At 50.5% G+C, this 21,843-nt stretch carries 22 protein-coding genes; 15 read left to right on the forward strand and 7 right to left on the reverse strand.

From position 1 onward, the window contains the following. Nucleotide 1 precedes the first annotated feature (1 nt). Both miaA and Q3O12_RS06645 read right to left on the reverse strand, forming a co-directional pair. Nucleotides 2-943 carry a tRNA (adenosine(37)-N6)-dimethylallyltransferase MiaA gene (gene miaA, locus Q3O12_RS06640; RefSeq protein ID WP_301669799.1) on the reverse strand — a complete coding sequence of 314 codons (942 nt, stop codon included), beginning with the start codon at nt 941-943 and terminating at the stop codon, nt 2-4. 50 nt (nt 944-993) lie between these two features. Then, nucleotides 994-1,662, reverse strand: coding sequence for a carbonic anhydrase (locus Q3O12_RS06645; RefSeq protein WP_301669800.1), 669 nt, complete (start codon nt 1,660-1,662; stop codon nt 994-996). Nucleotides 1,663-1,783: 121 nt separating this feature from the next. On the opposite strand from Q3O12_RS06645, the gene Q3O12_RS06650 reads away from it, so the two are divergent. The 3 genes from Q3O12_RS06650 to efp are packed head-to-tail and all read left to right on the forward strand — an operon-like array spanning nt 1,784 to nt 3,835. Further along, a complete protein-coding gene (locus tag Q3O12_RS06650) occupies nt 1,784-2,062 on the forward strand; it encodes a hypothetical protein (protein ID WP_199904171.1) in 279 nt (92 codons plus the stop codon). An 18-nt stretch (nt 2,063-2,080) separates the two neighbouring features. Further along, the gene (gene earP / locus Q3O12_RS06655; protein WP_301669801.1) at nt 2,081-3,232 is read left to right on the forward strand and encodes an elongation factor P maturation arginine rhamnosyltransferase EarP; all 1,152 of its coding nucleotides are present in this window, start codon (nt 2,081-2,083) and stop codon (nt 3,230-3,232) included. Nucleotides 3,233-3,274: 42 nt separating this feature from the next. Continuing rightward, a complete protein-coding gene (efp, locus tag Q3O12_RS06660) occupies nt 3,275-3,835 on the forward strand; it encodes an elongation factor P (protein WP_002219406.1) in 561 nt (186 codons plus the stop codon). Nucleotides 3,836-3,884: 49 nt separating this feature from the next. Here the strand turns inward: efp and Q3O12_RS06665 are convergent, their stop codons facing one another. The 3 genes from Q3O12_RS06665 to metX all read right to left on the reverse strand — a co-directional run bounded on the left by Q3O12_RS06665 (nt 3,885) and on the right by metX (nt 6,561). Next, on the reverse strand, nt 3,885-4,727 hold the full coding sequence (locus tag Q3O12_RS06665; protein WP_301669802.1) for an NMB0938 family lipoprotein: 843 nt from the start codon (nt 4,725-4,727) through the stop codon (nt 3,885-3,887). Nucleotides 4,728-4,843: 116 nt separating this feature from the next. Further along, complete coding sequence (gene metW / locus Q3O12_RS06670) at nt 4,844-5,425, reverse strand: methionine biosynthesis protein MetW (RefSeq protein WP_002219404.1); 582 nt, start codon at nt 5,423-5,425, stop codon at nt 4,844-4,846. Continuing rightward, nucleotides 5,422-6,561, reverse strand: a complete 1,140-nt coding sequence (gene metX, locus Q3O12_RS06675; RefSeq protein ID WP_115118816.1) for a homoserine O-succinyltransferase MetX — start codon at nt 6,559-6,561, stop codon at nt 5,422-5,424. The genes metW and metX overlap by 4 nt, the downstream gene beginning before the upstream one ends. A gap of 147 nt (nt 6,562-6,708) precedes the next feature. Here metX and Q3O12_RS06680 point away from each other — a divergent pair, with 147 nt between their 5' ends. Then, complete coding sequence (locus tag Q3O12_RS06680; protein ID WP_042508365.1) at nt 6,709-6,909, forward strand: protein MIGRI; 201 nt, start codon at nt 6,709-6,711, stop codon at nt 6,907-6,909. A 108-nt stretch (nt 6,910-7,017) separates the two neighbouring features. On the opposite strand, the gene ykgO is transcribed toward Q3O12_RS06680, so the two are convergent. Next, nucleotides 7,018-7,143: a type B 50S ribosomal protein L36 gene (gene ykgO, locus Q3O12_RS06685; RefSeq protein WP_002213788.1), complete on the reverse strand. Its 126-nt coding sequence runs from the start codon at nt 7,141-7,143 to the stop codon at nt 7,018-7,020. Further along, nucleotides 7,143-7,418 (reverse strand): type B 50S ribosomal protein L31, encoded by a 276-nt coding sequence (locus Q3O12_RS06690; RefSeq protein WP_002217400.1) that lies wholly within the window; start codon nt 7,416-7,418, stop codon nt 7,143-7,145. The genes ykgO and Q3O12_RS06690 overlap by 1 nt, the downstream gene beginning before the upstream one ends. 198 nt (nt 7,419-7,616) lie before the next feature. Between Q3O12_RS06690 and metF the strand changes: the two genes are divergently transcribed. The 11 genes from metF to Q3O12_RS06745 all read left to right on the forward strand — a co-directional run bounded on the left by metF (nt 7,617) and on the right by Q3O12_RS06745 (nt 21,839). Further along, a complete protein-coding gene (gene metF, locus Q3O12_RS06695; protein ID WP_003753395.1) occupies nt 7,617-8,495 on the forward strand; it encodes a methylenetetrahydrofolate reductase in 879 nt (292 codons plus the stop codon). Nucleotides 8,496-8,629: 134 nt separating this feature from the next. After that, nucleotides 8,630-10,906 carry a 5-methyltetrahydropteroyltriglutamate--homocysteine S-methyltransferase gene (gene metE / locus Q3O12_RS06700; protein WP_301669803.1) on the forward strand — a complete coding sequence of 759 codons (2,277 nt, stop codon included), beginning with the start codon at nt 8,630-8,632 and terminating at the stop codon, nt 10,904-10,906. Nucleotides 10,907-11,181: 275 nt separating this feature from the next. After that, nucleotides 11,182-11,919 (forward strand): redoxin family protein, encoded by a 738-nt coding sequence (locus Q3O12_RS06705; protein ID WP_014582415.1) that lies wholly within the window; start codon nt 11,182-11,184, stop codon nt 11,917-11,919. A gap of 248 nt (nt 11,920-12,167) precedes the next feature. After that, nucleotides 12,168-13,571 (forward strand): dihydrolipoyl dehydrogenase, encoded by a 1,404-nt coding sequence (locus Q3O12_RS06710; protein ID WP_014581113.1) that lies wholly within the window; start codon nt 12,168-12,170, stop codon nt 13,569-13,571. A gap of 282 nt (nt 13,572-13,853) precedes the next feature. After that, nucleotides 13,854-14,231, forward strand: a complete 378-nt coding sequence (gene sdhC, locus Q3O12_RS06715) for a succinate dehydrogenase, cytochrome b556 subunit (protein ID WP_301669804.1) — start codon at nt 13,854-13,856, stop codon at nt 14,229-14,231. Then, nucleotides 14,225-14,566: a succinate dehydrogenase, hydrophobic membrane anchor protein gene (sdhD, locus tag Q3O12_RS06720; RefSeq protein WP_004519264.1), complete on the forward strand. Its 342-nt coding sequence runs from the start codon at nt 14,225-14,227 to the stop codon at nt 14,564-14,566. Before sdhC ends, sdhD begins: the two co-directional genes overlap by 7 nt. A 2-nt stretch (nt 14,567-14,568) precedes the next feature. Further along, nucleotides 14,569-16,332: a succinate dehydrogenase flavoprotein subunit gene (gene sdhA / locus Q3O12_RS06725; protein WP_101755267.1), complete on the forward strand. Its 1,764-nt coding sequence runs from the start codon at nt 14,569-14,571 to the stop codon at nt 16,330-16,332. A 119-nt stretch (nt 16,333-16,451) separates the two neighbouring features. Next, entirely contained in the window at nt 16,452-17,159 is a 708-nt protein-coding gene (locus Q3O12_RS06730) for a succinate dehydrogenase iron-sulfur subunit (RefSeq protein WP_003678833.1), read from the forward strand. A 3-nt stretch (nt 17,160-17,162) separates the two neighbouring features. Continuing rightward, nucleotides 17,163-17,411 carry an FAD assembly factor SdhE gene (locus Q3O12_RS06735; protein ID WP_301669805.1) on the forward strand — a complete coding sequence of 83 codons (249 nt, stop codon included), beginning with the start codon at nt 17,163-17,165 and terminating at the stop codon, nt 17,409-17,411. A 111-nt stretch (nt 17,412-17,522) separates the two neighbouring features. Further along, nucleotides 17,523-18,806 carry a citrate synthase gene (gltA, locus tag Q3O12_RS06740; RefSeq protein ID WP_301667776.1) on the forward strand — a complete coding sequence of 428 codons (1,284 nt, stop codon included), beginning with the start codon at nt 17,523-17,525 and terminating at the stop codon, nt 18,804-18,806. A gap of 204 nt (nt 18,807-19,010) precedes the next feature. Further along, nucleotides 19,011-21,839, forward strand: coding sequence for a 2-oxoglutarate dehydrogenase E1 component (locus Q3O12_RS06745; protein WP_301669806.1), 2,829 nt, complete (start codon nt 19,011-19,013; stop codon nt 21,837-21,839). The last annotated feature ends 4 nt before the right edge of the window (nt 21,840-21,843 follow it).

Raw genomic sequence — 21,843 nt, forward strand, 5'->3', positions numbered from 1 at the left:
TTTATGCGCCGAAAAACCGTTTTGCCGCTTCAATCAGGCGCGTGCCTGAAGTGCCCTCTGAAAACGGGTCGGCAACGCAGTCTAAAGGTGTTTTGCGCAACCAAGTCAGTTGGCGTTTGGCAAGTTGGCGCGTGGCGGCAATGCCTTTCTCGACAAATGCCGGGAAATCGGTTTTTCCGTCCAGATATTCCCACGCCTGACGGTAGCCGACACAGCGTATGGCGGGGGAGTCGGCGGTCAGGTTGGGATAGCGGCGGCGCAGGTTTTCCACTTCGCCGATAAAGCCCTGTTCAAGCATCAGGTGGAAACGCAGGGCGATGTTTTCATGCAGGCGGGCGCGGTCTTCGGGAATCAGGGCGGCGGTATGCAAATCAAAAGGGAGCGTATGGGAGATTGGGCTGCCGAGATGCGTACTCATCGGTTTGCCGGTTAAATAATAAACTTCCAAAGCGCGTCCGATACGCTGGCTGTCGTTCGGTTTCAGACGGCATGCGGTTTCGGGATCGACTTTTTGCAGGGTGCGGTAGAGAAAATCCAAGCCGTACATCTGTTTTTGTTCGTCCAAGTCGGCACGCAGGCAGGCATCGGCCTCGGGCAAATCGTTCAAACCTTGGGTCAGGGCTCGGAAATACATCATTGTGCCGCCGACAATCAGCGGATATTTCCCACGCGCCGTGATTTCGCCAATCAGACGCGTGCAGTCTTCGACAAAACGGGCGGCACTGTATGTCTGAACAGGCGTAATGATGTCGATAAGGTGGTGCGGGACAAAGGCGCGTTCGGAGGCGGACGGTTTCGCCGTGCCGATGTCCATATCGCGGTAAACCAGCGCGGAATCGAGGCTGATGATTTCGACAGGCAGGGTTTCGGCAATTTTGAGGGCGAGCGCGGTTTTGCCGCAGGCGGTCGGCCCGAGCAGGGCAAAGGCTTTCGGGGTCGGCATGATGTTTCGGGTTTGGAAAAATGCGGATTATAGCGGAAAGCGTGCCGACGTTATATTTTGGTTTGCGGAACCGCCCATTGTCTGTCGGTAAGGTCGTAGATTTTTTGTATGTCTTTCAAAATTCGTTCAAAATCTATACCCAGGTCTTTCAGCCTGCCGGAGCGGATATCGAATACCCAGCCGTGGACGGTAGGATAATGCTCGTTCAGATAGCGTTTTTGGACTTCCGCCATTTTGATGATGTTGATACATTGTTCCTGAACGTTCAGTTCGACCAAACGGTCGTAGCGTATGTTTTCGTCGGTAATTGCGTCCAGCTCTTCGCGGTGCAGCCGGTACACGTCGCGGATGTTGCGCAGCCACGGGTTCAACGCGCCGTAGTCGCAGGGTTGCATGGCGGCTTTGATGCCGCCGCAGTTGTAGTGTCCGCAGACGACAATGTGCTTGACTTTCAAATGATCGACCGCGTAGCCGACCACGCTGGCAGCATTGATGTCCAGAGGGTTGACCATATTGGCGATGTTGCGGTGGACGAATACCTCGCCCGGCTTCATGCCCATCATTTCTTCGGCAGTAACGCGGCTGTCGGAACAGCCGATGTAGAGGTAGTCAGGCGTTTGATTTGCGGAGAGCGTCTCGAAAAAATGAGGGTTGTGCTGCAACTGTTCTTCTGCCCAGCGGCGGTTGTATTCAAAAATATCCTGTTTGGTTTTGTTCATGTATTTCTCCTTTTGATGCGCGTTTCAGACGGCATTGCCGACAGTCTATGCCCGATGCTGCCGTTAGACAAGGTACGTTCTTGAGGCGATAATGGCGTTTTGCTTTTTTGAAAGCCTTGCAATGTCCCGAAACCTGCTTGTCCGCTGGCTTGTCGTCTGCCTCATCCCTTTGGCGACGCTTGCCGTTTTCGCCGCCAATCCGCCCGAAGACAAACCCCAGCATCTGATTAACGGCATCATCCTTGCCTGCGAAGCGACGTTTTTGTTCAAATTCGTCCTTTTCGACACCATCAAGCATCATCTTAAGCAAGAGTTTGATTTGAAACGGCAAACTATGTTGCTGTTTATCCCGATCGTTTTGCTGATTGTGTATTTATTCCACTATTTCGGCGCGTTTTAGCTTGTTTTCCAGATGGTTATGAATACGCACACTTTTCCTGTCTGTTGGATTTTTTGCAAGGTCATCGACAATTTCGGCGACATCGGCGTCTCGTGGCGGCTTGCCCGTGTTTTACATCGTGAACTCGGTTGGCAGGTGCATTTGTGGACGGACGATGTGTCCGCCTTGCGCGCGCTTTGCCCTGATTTGCCCGATGTTCCCTGCGTTCATCAGGATATTCATCTCCGCACTTGGCATTCCGATGCGGCGGACATCGATACCGCGCCTGTTCCCGATGCCGTTATCGAAACTTTCGCCTGCGACCTGCCTGAAAATGTGTTGCACATCATCCGCCGACACAAGCCGCTTTGGCTGAATTGGGAATATTTGAGCGCGGAGGAAAGCAACGAAAGGCTGCATCTGATGCCTTCGCCGCAGGAGGGCGTTCAAAAATATTTTTGGTTTATGGGGTTTAGCGAAAAAAGCGGCGGGCTGATACGCGAGCGCGATTACCGAGATGCCGTCTGTTTCGATATGGAAGCCCTACGCAAGCGGCTGATGCTTCCCGAAAAAAACGCGCCCGAATGGCTGCTTTTCGGCTATCGGAGCGATGTTTGGGCAAAGTGGCTGGATATGTGGCAACAGGCAGGCAGCCCGTTGACCCTATTGCTGGCGGGTACGCAAATTATCGACAGCCTTCAACAAAGCAGCATCATTCCGCAAAACGCCCTGCAAAACGACGGCGATGTTTTTCAGACGGCATCCGTCCGCCTTGTCAAAATCCCTTTCGTGCCGCAACAGGACTTCGACAAATTGCTGCACCTCGCCGACTGCGCCGTCATCCGCGGCGAAGACAGTTTCGTGCGCGCCCAGCTTGCGGGCAAACCCTTTTTTTGGCACATTTATCCGCAAGACGAAAACGTCCATCTCGACAAACTCCACGCCTTTTGGGATAAGGCATACGGTTTCTACACGCCCGAAACCGCCTCGGTACACCGCCGCCTTTCAGACGACCTCAACGGCGGAGAGGCTTTATCCGCAACACAACGCCTCGAATGTTGGCAAATCCTGCAACAACACCAAAACGACTGGCGGCAAGGCGCGGAGGACTGGGGGCGTTATCTTTTCGGGCAGCCGTCCGCATCCGAAAAACTCGCCGCCTTTGTTTCAAAGCATCAAAAAATACGCTAGAATAGCGCGTTTTACGACAACCGATTTGATTGGAAAATCACAATGAAAACAGCACAAGAACTGCGCGCCGGCAATGTATTTATGGTCGGCAACGATCCTATGGTCGTTCAAAAAACCGAATACATCAAAGGCGGCCGCTCTTCCGCCAAAGTCAGCATGAAACTGAAAAACCTACTGACCGGCGCGGCTTCCGAAACCATTTACAAAGCCGACGACAAATTCGACGTGGTCATCCTGTCCCGCAAAAACTGTACGTACAGCTATTTTGCCGACCCGATGTACGTCTTTATGGACGAAGAATTCAACCAATACGAAATCGAAGCCGACAATATCGGCGACGCGTTGAAATTCATCGTTGACGGCATGGAAGACCAATGCGAAGTTACCTTCTATGAAGGCAACCCCATTTCTGTCGAACTGCCTACCATCATCGTACGCGAAGTCGAGTACACCGAGCCTGCCGTCAAAGGCGACACTTCCGGCAAAGTGATGAAAACCGCGCGCCTGGTCGGCGGCACCGAAATCCAAGTGATGTCCTACATCGAAAACGGCGACAAAGTCGAAATCGATACCCGTACCGGCGAATTCCGCAAACGCGCTTGATTTGTTGCATTGAAAAATGCCGTCTGAAAACGTTTCAGACGGCATTTTTTTATTTTCGCCCCAAGTTTGGATTGAAGTAGATATTTTTTTCGTAAACGACAATACGCGTGATTTTGCCATTTTCGTCAAAATGGATGTCTAAAAACGGTTTGTCGGGATTGCGTTCACGGTTGGACAGCCGGAAGAGTGATTGGTTTTCAAGCATTTCTCCGTGTATTTTCAGATAGCCGGGCAATTGGCTGATGTATTGGAAATTGCCGCCAAGTCCGTTGTTGTGCCGGCTCGAATAGGCAGGGGTTGCCGAAACTTCAAAATAACGCGTGCGTTTCGGCTCCTCGCCTTGCCCGCGGGTTTCTTCGCTGCCCTGTGTCAGCAACAGCGTCGCTTCTCGGAGGCGGCGTTCCTGTTCCATCAAGGCATCTTGTGCCTGCCGGCTGATCGTGCGCTTTCCGTAACGCAAGTCTTCAATTGCCAGTATGATTTTCTGATGGTAGTCGGGATCTTCAGGGCGGATGTCGGGAAACAGCAGCCGCTGTATGTCGTCAGAGTCGCCGGGTAAGCCGAAACGGGTTTCCAGTTCGTGATGGGAAAGGGCAAACAGACAGTCCGAGTCAATGTGTTCGGCGATTTGCTGCATAAGATCGTCAATGCCGGTGGCGGGGTGCAGGTCGGTGCAATTTGACGGCGGCGCGCTTTCTGCCTGCTTGACGTTATCAGGGGCGGATGCGGCCGGTTGCAAATCGGATTGGGACGCGGAAGACGAAGCGGCGGATGCCGGGGACGAAGCAGCGGATGCATCGACTTCTTTGGTTTTATCGTCTTTGCTCGGAGAACACGCGGTCAGCATGATTGCGGTAAGCCATAAGAGAAGTGATGAGGTTTTGTTTTTCATTCTATTGTTTCCAGTATTAAAGAGGCCGTCTGAAAACCTACCGTTTCATTTTTCAGACGGCCTGTTGTTAATAGAACCGAAGAACCTGTTATTGCCGACAATGTTCTCAACCTGTCTTACCCGACGCGGTAAAACGCCAGGCTGCCCAACAGGTTGGGGAAATGTTTGACCTGTCTGTTGCCCGTCATCACGGCGCGCTCGAGGACGCGGATGTTGTTTTTGGCGCACAACAAATCAAAGTCTTTGAGCGTGCACCAATGGATATTGGGCGTGTCATACCAATGGTAGGGCATGCGTTCGGAAACCGGCATATGTCCGCCGAGTGCGATTTGGACGCGGTTGCGCCAGTAGCCGAAATTCGGGAAGCTGACAATCGCCTGTTTGGCGACGCGCATCAGGCAGCGCAGGATTTTTTCGGTATTCTGCATCGCTTGGATGGTCTGGCTCAAAACAATCACATCAAAACTTTGATCGTTGAATGCGGTTAAACCCTCTTCCAAATCGGCTTGGATCACATTCACGCCGCGCGACATAGCGGCAATCACGCTGTCGGTGTCGATTTCGATGCCGTAGCCGCTGCATTTTTTGTGTTCGACCAAGGCGGCAAGCAATTCGCCGTCGCCGCAGCCCAAGTCCAAGACGCGGCTGCCTTCGGGAATCCGGTCGTAAATCAGTTGCAAATCATCGCGCAGGTTCATTGCTGACATTCCTTATAAACGTTGTCCATATAAGCGGCAACCGCGCGCATATAGGCTTCGTCTTCCATTAAAAAGGCATCGTGCCCGTGTGCGGATTTTACCTCGATATACTGCACGGATTTTTGGGCGGCAATCAGGGCTTTGACCAGTTCGTGCGAACGTTCGGGCGCGAAACGCCAGTCGGTGCTGAAGCTGGCGACAAAGAATTTTGCCTGCACATCCTGCACGGCGCGGGTCAGGCTGTTGCCGAAATCCGCCGCCGGATCGAAATAGTCCAAAGCCTTGGTCATCAGCAAATAGGTGTTGGCATCAAACCGCCCGACGAATTTGTCGCCCTGATAGCGAAGATAGGATTCCACTTCAAATTCAACGCCATAGCCGTATTGATAGCCGTCGGAACGCAAATCGCGTCCGAATTTTTTGCCCAAACCGTCTTCGGCAAGATAAGTGATGTGTCCCATCATACGGGCAATCCGTAAGCCCCGTGCAGGAACGGTATTATGGCTGCGGTAATGTCCTTCGTTGAAATCGGGGTCGGTCAAAATCGCCTGACGCGCCACATCGTTAAACGCGATATTTTGCGTGGACAGCTTCGGCGCAGACGCAATCACTAAAGCATGGCGCACGCGCTCGGGATAGGAAATCGTCCACTGCAAGGCCTGCATACCGCCCAAGCTGCCGCCGACAACCGCCGCCCATTGCCCGATGCCGAGATAATCGGCAAGCGCGGCTTGGGATTTTACCCAGTCCTTCACCGTAACCACCGGAAAATCCGCGCCGTATTCTCGGTTGGTTTCAGGGTTGATCGACAGAGGCCCGCTGCTGCCGTCGCAGCCGCCCAGATTGTTCAAACCGACCACGAAAAATCGTTCCGTATCAATCGGTTTGCCGGGACCGACCATATTGTCCCACCAGCCCGCATATTTATCCTCCGCCGAATGCCTGCCCGCAACGTGATGGTTGCCCGACAGCGCGTGGCAGATTAAAACCGCATTGTTTTTTTGTGTATTCAGTTTGCCATAAGTTTCAATCATTAAATCGAAACGCGGCAAAGTTTTACCGTTTTCCAAAACCAGCGGCATCTCAAACGGAATTTTTTGGGGCGTTACAATGCCCACCGAGGCGTTTTGACTCATATCCTGTTCCAACAAATGCGGCAAAAAGCGTTATTATATCGCAAACGGTATGACTTTTTGACACGGTCGGGCAGGCAGCCGGACGCGTTTGACCCCCATACCGCCGCACACGGACCATACTTTTCAGACGGCTTCCCGCTTCCCGATATGATAGGCAGACTTTTCCGTATTTTTTTCTTTTTCGCACTTGCCGCGCTGATTATCAACCGCCTCTTCAGCCGCAGGCAGAAGCGCGCCCTGCGCGAAGTCGCCGAAATCAGCGCGTGGGTGCTGCTCGGCGCGGCCGCCGCGACGCTGTTTTGGTATCTGCTTATGCTGTATTTCAAACACATTCCGGATTCGTATTGACGGAAAAAAATGCCGTCTGAAACGCTATTTTTCTGTTTCAGACGGCATTTTTTTGAAAAGGGCTTGCGGCAGGAGGAGATTTACAACCGAAGCAGGAAGGGCAGGGGGTCAGCGTTGGCGCGCTTTAAAACGCGGATTGCTTTTGCAGATGACGTAAACTTTGCCCCTGCGCCTGACGATTTGGCAGTCGCGGTGGCGTTGTTTGGCGGTTTTGAGTGAAGACAGAACCTGCATTATTTGTCCTTTCTAAACGATGACATGACGGATTGGAAACGTTGGTTGAATTTGCTGGCACGGCCTTCGGTATTGACGTTGCGCTGTTTGCCGGTATAGACGGGATGGGATGCGGAAGAAGTATCCAGCGAAAACAGCGGATATTCTTTGCCGTCTGTCCAAACCATCGTTTTTCCGTGCGTTTCGGCACAGGAGCGGATTAACCAGCCTTCATTGGCGCTGCTGTCGAAAAAAAGAACGGTTCGGTAATTGTCGGGATGAATATTCGGTTTCATATATTGCCTTGCTTGAAGTGTTATAACATAACAAACTCTAGCATAATTTAGAAAGGTTGTACAAGGAAATTTAACTGTTTTTGTAATATATTAGAAATTTTCATGATAAATCTGAAAATTTTGAAATTGACTCATATTCGGTGCAACCTTATCATACCGCCTGAAATATCATATAAAAGATAATGAAGGTATGCAGATATGAATTACGCAAAAGAAATCAATGCGTTAAATAACAGCCTTTCCGATTTGAAAGGCGACATCAATGTTTCGTTTGAATTTTTCCCGCCGAAAAACGAACAAATGGAAACGATGCTGTGGGATTCCATCCACCGTCTGCAAACCCTGCATCCCAAGTTCGTATCCGTAACCTACGGTGCAAATTCCGGCGAACGCGACCGCACGCACGGCATCGTCAAACGCATCAAACAGGAAACCGGCTTGGAAGCCGCGCCGCACCTGACCGGCATCGACGCATCCCCCGACGAATTGCGCCAAATCGCCAAAGACTATTGGAACAGCGGCATCCGCCGCATTGTCGCCCTGCGCGGCGACGAGCCGCCCGGTTACGAGAAAAAACCGTTTTATGCCGAAGACTTGGTCAAACTCCTGCGCTCCGTCGCCGACTTCGACATCTCTGTAGCAGCATACCCCGAAGTGCATCCCGAAGCGAAATCCGCACAAGCCGACCTGATCAATTTGAAGCGCAAAATCGATGCGGGCGCGAACCACGTCATCACCCAATTTTTCTTTGATGTGGAACGCTACCTGCGCTTCCGCGACCGCTGCGTGATGTTGGGCATCGATGTGGAAATCGTCCCCGGCATCCTGCCCGTTACCAATTTCAAACAACTGGGCAAAATGGCGCAGGTTACCAACGTCAAAATCCCAAGCTGGCTGTCGCAAATGTATGAAGGTTTGGACGATGACCAAGGTACGCGCAATCTGGTTGCGGCAAGTATCGCCATCGATATGGTCAAAGTCCTGTCCCGCGAAGGCGTGAAAGATTTCCACTTTTACACGCTTAACCGCAGCGAGCTGACTTACGCCATCTGCCATATTTTGGGCGTGCGCCCTTAAAGCCGAAAACGGCTTCAGACGGCATCCAAGGCCGTCTGAAAAGCAAAACGCCGCCCTATCCGAGCCATTCTGATTTACAATACCGGCCGATTCGGATTGAACCGGTCCTTACAAAATCCAACTGGAGAGTTTATATGACAACATTACATTTCTCAGGCTTCCCGCGTGTCGGTGCCTTCCGCGAATTGAAATTCGCCCAAGAAAAATACTGGCGCAAAGAAATCAGCGAGCAAGAATTGCTGGCTGTTGCTAAAGACTTGCGCGAGAAAAACTGGAAACACCAAGCTGCTGCCAACGCTGATTACGTTGCTGTAGGAGATTTCACTTTCTACGATCACATCCTCGACCTGCAAGTTGCTACCGGTGCCATCCCTGCCCGCTTCGGCTTCGACAGCCAAAACCTATCTTTGGAACAATTCTTCCAACTGGCGCGTGGTAACAAAGACCAATTTGCTATCGAAATGACCAAATGGTTCGACACCAACTACCACTACCTGGTGCCTGAATTCCACGCCGATACCGAATTCAAAGCCAACGCCAAACACTACGTTCAACAACTGCAAGAAGCCCAAGCTTTGGACTTGAAAGCCAAACCGACCATCGTCGGTCCGTTGACTTTCCTGTGGGTCGGTAAAGAAAAAGGCGCTGTTGAATTTGACCGTCTGAGCCTGTTGCCCAAACTGTTGCCTGTTTACGTTGAAATCCTGACTGCTTTGGTTGAAGCCGGTGCCGAATGGATTCAAATCGACGAGCCTGCTTTGGCTGTCGATCTGCCTAAAGAATGGGTGGAAGCCTACAAAGACGTTTACGCTACTTTGAGCAAAGTCAACGCCAAAATCCTGTTGAGCACTTACTTCGGTTCCGTTGCCGAACACGCCGCATTGCTGAAAGCCCTGCCTGTTGACGGTCTGCACATCGACTTGGTACGCGCTCCTGAGCAACTGGACGCATTTGCCGATTACGACAAAGTTCTGTCTGCCGGTGTTATCGACGGCCGCAACATTTGGCGCGCCAACCTGAACAAAGTTTTGGAAACCGTTGAGCCGCTGCAAGCCAAACTGGGCGACCGTTTGTGGATTTCCAGCTCTTGCTCGCTGCTGCACACTCCGTTTGACTTGTCAGTTGAAGAAAAACTGAAAGCCAACAAACCCGACCTGTACTCTTGGTTGGCATTCACCCTGCAAAAAACCCAAGAATTGCGCGTTCTGAAAGCCGCATTGAACGAAGGCCGTGATTCTGTTGCCGAAGAACTGGCCGCCAGCCAAGCTGCCGCCGACTCCCGTGCCAACAGCAGCGAAATCCATCGTGCAGACGTTGCCAAACGCCTGGCCGATTTGCCTGCCAACGCAGACCAACGCAAATCTCCATTTGCCGACCGTATCAAAGCGCAACAAGCATGGTTGAACCTGCCCCTGCTGCCGACTACCAACATCGGTTCTTTCCCGCAAACTACCGAAATCCGCCAAGCACGCGCAGCCTTCAAAAAAGGCGAACTGTCTGCCGCTGATTACGAAGCCGCGATGAAAAAAGAAATCGCCTTGGTGGTTGAAGAGCAAGAAAAACTGGACTTGGACGTACTGGTACACGGCGAAGCCGAGCGTAACGACATGGTCGAATACTTCGGCGAATTGTTGAGCGGTTTTGCATTCACCCAATACGGCTGGGTACAAAGCTACGGCTCACGCTGCGTGAAACCACCGATTATCTTCGGTGACGTAAGCCGTCCTGAAGCCATGACCGTGGCTTGGTCTACTTACGCACAAAGCCTGACCAAACGCCCGATGAAAGGTATGTTGACCGGCCCTGTAACCATCCTGCAATGGTCTTTCGTCCGCAACGATATTCCTCGCTCTACCGTGTGCAAACAAATCGCACTGGCTCTGAACGACGAAGTATTGGATCTGGAAAAAGCCGGCATTAAAGTCATCCAAATTGACGAACCTGCCATCCGCGAAGGTCTGCCTTTGAAACGTGCCGATTGGGATGCCTACCTGAACTGGGCCGGCGAATCTTTCCGCCTGTCCTCTACTGGTTGCGAAGACAGCACACAAATCCACACCCATATGTGCTACTCTGAGTTCAACGACATCCTGCCTGCGATTGCTGCAATGGATGCGGACGTCATCACCATCGAAACTTCACGTTCCGATATGGAGCTCTTAACTGCATTCGGCGAGTTCAAATACCCGAACGATATCGGTCCAGGTGTTTACGACATCCACAGCCCTCGCGTACCGACTGAAGCTGAAGTTGAGCACCTGTTGCGCAAAGCCATCGAGGTTGTACCGGTTGAACGTCTGTGGGTTAACCCAGACTGCGGCCTGAAAACACGCGGTTGGAAAGAAACTCTGGAACAACTCCAAGTGATGATGAACGTAACCCACAAACTGCGTGCCGAACTGGCTAAATAAGCAGGGATAACGTGATCGGATGCCGTCTGAATACTTTTCAGACGGCATTTCTGTTTTCAAATGAGCGTAGGGGAGTTTCTAAGAATTTTTCTCAAATAAGACTTGTTTTTTTTAGGCATGGCTTTATATACTGTAAAAGTTGGTCGAGGTTGGTGATTAATAGTTTTGAATAATTAATATTATTTGAACTATAAATTATACAAATCGACTTATTCGGGGTAGAATGCCCAGCGATTCACAATCATTTCTTAAACCTATCTATTAAGGAGCTCAAAATGGCTTTGCAAGATCGTACCGGTCAAAAAGTACCTTCCGTAGTATTCCGCACCCGCGTTGGCGACACTTGGAAAGATGTGTCTACCGATGATTTGTTCAAAGGCAAAAAAGTAGTCGTATTCTCCCTGCCTGGTGCATTTACCCCGACTTGTTCTTCTTCACACCTGCCGCGTTACAACGAATTGTTTGGCGCGTTCAAAGAAAACGGCGTTGACGCAATCTACTGCGTATCTGTAAACGATACTTTCGTAATGAACGCTTGGGCGGCCGAAGAAGAATCCGACAACATCTACATGATTCCTGACGGCAACGGCGAATTCACCGAAGGCATGGGCATGTTGGTCGGTAAAGAAGACTTGGGCTTCGGCAAACGTTCTTGGCGTTACTCCATGCTGGTTAACGACGGCGTGGTTGAAAAAATGTTCATCGAGCCGGAAGAACCAGGAGATCCGTTCAAAGTATCCGATGCAGATACTATGCTGAAATTCGTTGCTCCCAATTGGAAGGCTCAAGAGTCTGTTGCCATCTTTACCAAACCCGGCTGCCAATTCTGTGCTAAAGCCAAACAAGCCCTGCAAGACAAAGGTTTGTCTTACGAAGAAATCGTATTGGGCAAAGATGCAACCGTTACTTCCGTTCGCGCCATTACCGGCAAGATGACTGCCCCGCAAGTCTTCATCGGCGGTAAATACATCGGCGGCAGCGAAGATTTGGAAGCTTACTTGGCTAAAAACTGATAGCTGTTTGCTTAAGGCGGTTTGATTAAACTGTCTGATATACCGGATAGAGTTATTCGGGCGGTTCTACACTACCGCTCCGAATAACTCTATATTTATAAGAGGATTTGGATATTGTTGCACTCAATCGAAATTTTGTTTTTATTTATCTGAATAATGTTTTTGATTGGGAAAATATTTAAATGCCGTCTGAAGCCGATATATTCCGTGTCGGCAGTGTTTCAGACGAAAACGGAAGGACAAAGATTATGAAAAAAATTCAAGCAGATGTCGTCGTAATCGGCGGCGGTACTGCCGGTATGGGCGCGTTTCGCAATGCCCGTTTACATTCGGACAATGTTTACCTGATTGAAAACAATGTGTTCGGCACGACCTGCGCGCGCGTGGGCTGTATGCCTTCCAAACTCTTGATTGCCGCCGCCGAGGCGCGCCATCACGCATTGCATACCGACCCGTTCGGCGTGCATTTGGATAAAGACAGTATCGTCGTCAATGGCGAAGAAGTGATGCAGCGCGTTAAATCCGAGCGCGATCGTTTTGTCGGCTTTGTCGTTGCCGATGTGGAAGAATGGCCTGCTGACAAACGCATCATGGGTTCGGCTAAATTTATCGACGAGCATACCGTCCAAATCGACGACCATACCCAAATCACGGCAAAAAGTTTCGTGATTGCTACCGGCTCGCGTCCCGTTATCCTGCCGCAGTGGCAGTCTTTGGGCGACCGTTTGATTATCAATGACGACGTTTTCTCATGGGATACGCTGCCTAAGAGCGTTGCCGTGTTCGGACCGGGCGTTATCGGTTTGGAACTGGGGCAGGCATTGCACCGTTTGGGCGTGAAAGTCGAGATTTTCGGCTTGGGCGGCATCATCGGCGGCATTTCCGACCCTGTCGTTTCAGACGAGGCGAAAGCCGTGTTCGGTGAAGAATTGAAACTGCATCTGGATGCCAAAACCGAGGTCAAACTCGATGCGGACGGCAATGTAGAAGTCTATTGGGAGCAAGACGGCGAAAAAGGCGTATTTGTTGCCGAATATATGCTGGCAGCCGTAGGCCGCCGTCCGAACGTTGACAATATCGGTTTGGAAAACATCAATATCGACAAAGATGCGCGCGGCGTACCCGTTGCCGATCCGCTGACCATGCAGACCAGTATTCCGCATATCTTTATTGCGGGCGACGCATCCAATCAACTGCCCCTGCTGCACGAAGCTGCCGATCAAGGCAAGATTGCCGGCGACAACGCGGGCCGCTATCCGAATATCGGCGGCGGTTTGCGCCGCAGCACCATCGGCGTGGTGTTTACCAATCCGCAAATTGGCTTTGTCGGTTTGAAATACGCGCAGGTTACCGCGCAATACCAACCCGACGAATTTGTCATCGGCGAAGTATCGTTTAAAAACCAAGGCCGCAGCCGCGTGATGCTGGTAAACAAAGGCCATATGCGCCTGTATGCCGAAAAAGCAACCGGCCGCTTCATTGGTGCGGAAATCGTAGGCCCTGCCGCCGAACATTTGGCGCACCTGTTGGCATGGGCGCATCAAATGAAGATGACCGTTCCGCAAATGCTGGATATGCCGTTCTACCATCCTGTTATCGAGGAAGGTCTGCGTACTGCGTTGCGTGATGCCGATGCGAAATTGAAAGCCTGACCGATATGGCAAAACAATGCCGTCTGAAATTTTTTCAGACGGCATTTTATTTTTGAGGATGGGGTTGGAGGTCGGATGCTGATACCGTGTCGGGAAGGGGGCAAAACTAAAAATCTTTCTTTTAATCTGCTGTTTTCACGCGTGTTTGTCAAAATCTATCAGTTTGTTTTTAAAATACACTGTTCAAAATGGGATAAAACAGGTAAATTAACGTTTATGTAACCCAGTGTAGCAATGGGTTTACGGTTTTTGAGTCGATATATAACTACAGAGGAATTGACTATGTCTGTCAAACCGCGTCCTGTTTATCTGGATTTGCCGAACATCCGTCTGCCGATACCCGGGATAGTTTCCATCCTTCACCGCATCAGCGGGGTCGGGCTGTTTATTATGCTGCCTTTCCTGCTGTATTTCCTGTCCGGCACCCTGAGTCAAGAGTCTGCATTTGAAACTTACCGTGCCATTGTTTCCCATCCTTTGGTCAAGCTGGTTTTAATCGGCGTATTGTGGGCTTATCTGCACCATTCCCTTGCCGGTATCCGCTTTTTATTTTTGGATGTGCACAAAGGCCTTGAGCTGAATACTGCACGGAACACCGCTAAATTTGTCTTTACCGCAGCTTTGGTGCTGACTGTCGTTTTGGGAGCGTTGTTATGGTAGAACGTAAATTGACAGGTGCGCATTACGGTTTGCGCGATTGGGCAATGCAACGTGCAACTGCGGTCATCATGTTGGTGTACACCGTGGTTCTTTTGGTTGTTTTGTTTACGTTGCCTAAAGAGTATTCGGCATGGCAGGCATTTTTTGATCAAACTTGGGTGAAGGTGTTTACCCAAGTGAGCTTCTTGGCCGTATTTTTGCATGCGTGGGTAGGTATCCGTGATTTGTGGATGGACTACATTAAGCCTTTCGGCGTGCGTTTGTTTTTACAAGTTGCCACCATCGTTTGGTTGGTAGGCTGCTTGGTGTATTCAGTTAAAGTAATTTGGGGGTAAATATGAGTTTTCCTGTTCGTAAGTTTGATGCCGTGATTGTTGGCGGTGGTGGTGCAGGTTTACGCGCAGCCCTCCAATTGTCTAAATCTGGTTTGAATTGTGCTGTTTTGTCTAAAGTGTTCCCGACCCGTTCTCATACTGTAGCGGCTCAGGGCGGTATTTCTGCTTCATTGGGTAATGTGCAGGAAGACCGTTGGGATTGGCACATGTACGATACCGTAAAAGGTTCCGACTGGCTGGGCGACCAAGATGCGATTGAATTTATGTGTCGCGCAGCACCTGAAGCAGTAATTGAGTTGGAGCACATGGGTATGCCTTTCGACCGTGTGGAAAGTGGCAAAATCTACCAACGCCCTTTCGGCGGCCATACTGCCGAACACGGTAAACGCGCGGTAGAACGTGCATGTGCGGTTGCCGACCGTACCGGTCATGCGATGTTGCATACTTTGTACCAACAAAACGTCCGTGCCAATACACAATTCTTTGTGGAATGGACGGCGCAAGATTTGATTCGTGATGAAAACGGCGACGTAGTCGGTGTAACGGCCATGGAAATGGAAACCGGCGAAGTTTATATTTTCCACGCTAAAGCTGTGATGTTTGCTACCGGTGGTGGCGGTCGTATTTATGCTTCTTCTACCAATGCTTATATGAATACCGGTGACGGTTTGGGTATTTGTGCCCGTGCAGGTATTCCGTTGGAAGACATGGAATTCTGGCAATTCCACCCGACCGGTGTAGCCGGTGCCGGTGTATTGATTACCGAGGGTGTGCGCGGTGAGGGCGGTATTCTGTTGAATGCCGATGGCGAACGCTTTATGGAACGTTACGCTCCAACAGTAAAAGATTTGGCTTCCCGTGACGTGGTTTCCCGTGCGATGGCGATGGAAATCTACGAAGGTCGCGGTTGTGGTAAAAACAAAGACCACGTATTGCTGAAAATCGACCATATCGGTGCAGAAAAAATTATGGAAAAACTGCCGGGCATCCGCGAGATTTCCATTCAGTTTGCCGGTATCGACCCGATTAAAGACCCGATTCCTGTTGTGCCGACTACCCACTACATGATGGGCGGCATTCCGACCAATTACCACGGCGAAGTTGTCGTTCCGCAAGGTGAAGATTACGAAGTGCCTGTAAAAGGTCTGTATGCGGCAGGTGAGTGCGCATGTGCTTCCGTACACGGTGCGAACCGCTTGGGTACCAACTCTCTGTTGGACTTGGTGGTGTTCGGTAAGGCTGCCGGCGACAGTATGATTAAATTCATCAAAGAGCAAAGCGACTGGAAACCTCTGCCTGCTAATGCCGGTGAATTGACCCGCCAACGTATCGAGCGTTTGGACAATCAAACCGATGGTGAAAACGTTGATGCATTGCGTCGCGAACTGCAACGCTCCGTACAACTGCACGCCGGTGTGTTCCGTACCGATGAGATTCTGAGCAAAGGCGTTCGAGAAATCATGGAGATTGCCGAGCGCGTGAAACGTACTGAAATCAAAGACAAGAGCAAAGTGTGGAATACTGCGCGTATCGAAGCTTTGGAATTGGATAATCTGATTGAAGTAGCAAAAGCGACTTTGGTGTCCGCCGAAGCGCGTAAAGAATCGCGTGGCGCACACGCTTCAGATGACCATCCTGAGCGCGATGACGAAAACTGGATGAAACATACCCTGTATCATTCAGATACCAATACTTTGTCTTACAAACCGGTACATACCAAGCCTTTGAGCGTGGAATACATCAAACCGGCTAAACGCGTTTATTGATGAGTTTTCAGACGGCCTTTACCTTAAAGGCCGTCTGAAACCTAACCATACCCACATTGAACTGCTTGAATTCATAATACAAAATCATTGGGCAGTTTATGAGAAAAGGAACACTTCTCATGGAAAAAATGAGTTTTGAAATTTACCGTTACAACCCGGACGTTGATGCCAAACCTTATATGCAACGTTACGAGTTGGAATTGGAACCAACCGACGTTAAACTTTTGGACGCTTTGGTGCGCCTGAAAGCACAAGATGATACATTGTCTTTCCGCCGTTCTTGCCGCGAAGGTATTTGCGGTTCTGACGGTATGAACATCAACGGCAAAAACGGCTTGGCGTGTCTGACCGATTTACGCAGCCTGAAACAGCCTGTCAAAATCCGTCCTCTGCCAGGTCTGCCTGTTATCCGCGACCTGATTGTGGACATGACCCAATTCTTCAAACAATATCATTCCATCAAACCTTATGTCGTTAACGACAATCCGATTGATGCGGACAAAGAGCGTCTGCAAACTCAGGAAGAGCGCAAAGAGTTAGACGGCTTGTACGAATGTATTTTGTGCGCCTGCTGTTCGACCGCCTGCCCGTCGTTCTGGTGGAATCCCGACAAATTCGTCGGTCCGTCCGGCTTGCTGAACGCCTACCGCTTTATCGCAGACAGCCGTGATACCATTACCAACGAACGTTTGGATAATTTGAACGATCCGTATCGTCTGTTCCGTTGCCACACCATTATGAACTGCGTAGACGTATGTCCTAAACACTTGAATCCGACCCGAGCCATCGGTAAGATTAAAGAGATTATGTTGAAACGAGCCGTTTAAGAAATGATGGTTTTTGACGATATTGCCAAACGGAAAATCCGTTTTCAAACCCGCCGGGGATTGTTGGAATTAGATTTGATTTTCGGCAGGTTTATGGAAAAAGAATTCGAGCATTTGAGCGATAAAGAGCTGTCCGAGTTTTCCGAAATCCTTGAATTTCAAGATCAAGAATTGCTTGCCTTGATTAACGGGCATTCGACAACGGACAAAGGGCATCTTATCCCTATGCTTGAAAAAATCAGACGGGTATGAGGCATCCGAAATCTGCCTGCGGGCAGATTTCAAAATGCAAATGCCGTCTGAAGGCAAAGAACGTGCTGCGGATGCAGAAACGTGGGTTACAACTTGCAAAGGAGCGATAATATGTCCAAATCAATCAAACTCAACGTACCGGGTCAGGCAGGCTTGGATCTACCGGTATTGGAAGCCAGCATCGGGCATGATGTGGTTGACATTCGGGGGCTGACAAAAAATACAGGTTTGTTTTCATTTGATCCCGGATTTGTTTCAACCGCAAGCTGTGAGTCTAAAATTACTTACATCGACGGCGATCAAGGCTTGCTTTATTATCGCGGATACCCCATCGAGCAGCTGGCCGAAAAGTCCGATTATTTGGAAGTCTGCTACCTGTTGATTTACGGCGAACTGCCGACTCCCGAGCAAAAGGCAGAATTTGACAATACCGTCAGCCGCCATACGATGGTACATGAACAGCTGACTTGGTTCTTCCGGGGTTTCCGACGTGACGCGCATCCGATGGCGATGATGGTCGGTGTGGTCGGCGCACTGTCTGCGTTCTATCAAGACAGTCTGGATATTACCAATCCCGAACACCGAAAAATTGCAATTTACCGTCTGATTTCCAAAATTCCGACAATCGCGGCAATGTGTTACCGCTATTCTAACGGTTTGCCGTTCAATTATCCGAAAAACAATCTCTCTTACTCTGAAAACTTCCTTCACATGATGTTCGCTACGCCGTGTGAAGACTACAAACCCAATCCCGTTTTGGCACGCGCGCTCGACCGCATCTTTATTTTGCATGCCGACCACGAGCAAAACGCCTCAACGTCAACCGTCCGTCTAGCAGGGTCTTCGGGTGCGAACCCGTTTGCCTGTATTGCTGCCGGTATCGCCTGCCTGTGGGGTGCTTCGCACGGCGGTGCGAACGAAGCCGTGTTGAAAATGCTGGACGAAATCGGCGATGTGTCCAATGTTGCCGAATATATGGAAGGCGTGAAACAGCGAAAATACCGCCTGATGGGCTTCGGACACCGCGTATACCGCAATATGGATCCGCGTGCCAGCATTATGCGCGAAACCTGCTATGAAGTTTTGAAAGAATTGGGTCTGGAAGACAGTCCGAAATTCAAACTGGCGATGGAATTGGAACAGATTGCGCTGAAAGACCCGTTCTTTATCGAACGCAAACTGTATCCCAATGTCGATTTCTATTCCGGCATCGTCCTGTCTGCGCTGGGCATCCCGACCGAAATGTTTACCGTCATCTTCGCCCTGTCGCGCAGCGTGGGCTGGATTTCACACTGGCACGAGATGATTAGCGATCCTTCGCTGAAAATCGGCCGTCCCCGCCAGCTTTATACCGGTTCGGAACGTCGCGATTATGTGCCGGCAGGCGAGAGGTAACATACATTAATATATTGTCAAACAGGCAATATCAGAGAACCGGATTGTTTCCCGAATCCGTCTGATTGTAGTCGGATGAAATCAATGCAAGCAATCCGGTTTAAAATAGGGTAGAATAAAATGTCTTTTCAGACGGCATCAGTTCAGCCGTCAGGACGCGGATTTCTACCCTTTGTTTATATTTTAAAGAAAAGAGCGCACGCCATGATGGACGAAAAACTCAATTTCTCTTACCTGTTCGGTTCGAACGCACCCTACATTGAGGAATTGTACGAGGCTTTTTTGGAAAACCCCGATGCGGTTGATGAAAAATGGAAGCAGTATTTCACCGATTTGAGCAAACAGCCGGGAACGGTTGCTGTCGATGTCGCACACACACCGATTCGCGAATCATTTGTTACTTTGGCGAAAAAGAAAATTGCCGCAGCCGTTGCGGGCGGTGCGGATGAGGCAATGCTGAAAAAGCAAGTCAGCGTTTTACGGCTGATTTCCGCCTATCGTATCCAAGGCGTGGGTGCGGCACGGCTCGATCCGCTCAAACGTATCCCCCCGCGCGACATTGAAGCCCTTGATCCGAAATTCCACGGTCTGTCTGATGCCGATATGGCGCTTCAATTCAATATGGGAGAGGGAGATTTTGCCAATCGCGGCAAGCTGCCCTTGTCCCAAATCATCAGCAACCTCAAACAAACCTACTGCGGCCACATCGCATTGGAATATATCTATATTCCCAATACCGAAGAGCGTCGTTGGGTACGCAACTATTTTGAAAGCGTATTGTCCACACCGCATTACAATGCCGATCAAAAACGCCGTATCTTGAAAGAGATGACCGCTGCCGAAACTTTGGAACGTTATCTGCATACCAAATATGTCGGTCAAAAACGCTTTGGTGTCGAAGGCGGCGAAAGCGCGATTGCCGGTTTGAACTACCTGATTCAAAACGCCGGTAAGGACGGCGTGGAAGAAGTCATCATCGGTATGGCGCACCGTGGCCGTCTGAATGTTTTAGTGAACATTTTGGGCAAAAAACCCGGCGATTTGTTTGCCGAATTTGAAGGTCGTGCCGAAATCAAACTGCCCAGCGGCGACGTGAAATACCATATGGGCTTCAGCTCCGATATTGCCACCCCTCACGGTCCGATGCACGTTTCTTTGGCGTTCAACCCGTCACACTTGGAAATCGTCAATCCGGTGGTGGAAGGTTCTGCGCGCGCCAAACAAAAACGTTTGGGCGAAAACGGCCGCGACAAAGTCTTGCCGGTATTGATTCACGGCGACTCCGCATTTATCGGTCTGGGAGTCAACCAAGCGACATTCAACCTGTCTAAAACGCGCGGTTATACCACCGGCGGTACGGTTCATATCGTCATCAACAACCAAATCGGCTTTACCACTTCCGATATCCGCGATACCCGTTCAACCGTACACTGTACCGATATCGCGAAAATGGTTTCCGCCCCGGTTATCCATGTGAACGGCGATGATCCCGAACGCGTTTGCTTTGCCATTCAAGCCGCTTTGGATTACCGCAAAAAATTCCATAAAGACATCGTAATCGACGTTGTCTGCTACCGTAAATGGGGCCACAACGAGGGCGATGATCCGACCTTGACCCAACCGATGATGTACAAAAAAGTATCGCAACACCCCGGTGCGCGTGCTTTGTACACCGAGCAACTGATTGCCGAAGGCGTGGTAACTCAAGCCGAGGCTGACGGTTACATCCAAGCCTACCGTGATGCTTTGGACAAAGGCGAACATGTTGAACAAACAACGCTGAGCAACTTCCAACGCACACAAATCGACTGGAGCAAATACCAAGGCAAAGATTGGCGCGAAAAAATCGAAACCGGTTTGCCTGCCGCCGACATCGAGCGTCTTACCGAGAAATTCACCGCCGTACCTGAAGGCTTTGCCCTGCATCCGACTGCAAAACGTGTGATTGAAGCGCGTAAAGCCATGGCATCCGGCAAACAAGCCATCGACTGGGGTATGGCCGAAACCTTGGCATACGCAAGCCTGCTGACCAAAGGTCATGGTGTGCGTATCTCCGGTGAGGACTCCGGCCGCGGTACATTCTCACACCGTCATGCCGTTCTGCACGATCAAAAACGCGAAAAATGGGACGACGGTACTTATGTTCCTCTGCGCAACATGGGCGAAGGCTTGGGCGAGTTCCTGGTTATCGACTCTATCTTGAACGAAGAAGCTGTGATGGCGTTCGAGTACGGCTTTGCCTGCTCCGCTCCTGACAAGCTGACCATTTGGGAAGCGCAATTCGGTGACTTCGCCAACGGCGCGCAAGTGACGATTGACCAATTCCTGTCTTCAGGCGAAACCAAATGGGGTCGTTTGTGCGGTCTGACTACTATCCTGCCGCACGGTTACGACGGTCAAGGTCCTGAGCACTCTTCTGCACGCGTAGAACGTTGGTTGCAACTGTGTTCTGAGAACAATATGCAAGTCATCATGCCGTCTGAAGCGTCGCAAATGTTCCACCTCTTGCAACGCCAAGTTTTGGGTTCATACCGCAAACCGCTGGTGATTTTCATGTCCAAACGCCTGTTGCGCTTCAAAGGTGCAATGAGCCCGCTGGAAAACTTCACCGAAGGTTCGACTTTCCGTCCGGTTATCGGCGATACTGCCGAACGCGCAAGCAACGACAGCGTGAAACGCGTAGTCTTGTGTGCCGGTCAGGTTTACTATGACTTGGAAGCGGGCCGTGCCGAGCGTAAACTGGAAGATGATGTTGCGATTGTCCGCGTTGAGCAGCTGTATCCGTTCCCATACGACGAAGTTAAAGCTGAACTGGCGAAATATCCGAACGCAAAATCTGTGGTTTGGGCGCAAGAAGAGCCGAAAAACCAAGGCGCGTTCTACCAAATCCGCCACCGCATCGAAGGTGTTATCAGCGAAGAGCAAAAACTGTCTTATGCCGGTCGTCCAAGCAGCGCATCGCCTGCAGTGGGCTACTCAAGCAAACACATTGCTCAATTGAAACAATTGGTTGAAGACGCTTTGGCGTTGTAAGCCT

The sequence above is a fragment of the Neisseria benedictiae genome (genome assembly GCF_958267435.1).
Classification (GTDB): domain Bacteria; phylum Pseudomonadota; class Gammaproteobacteria; order Burkholderiales; family Neisseriaceae; genus Neisseria; species Neisseria bergeri.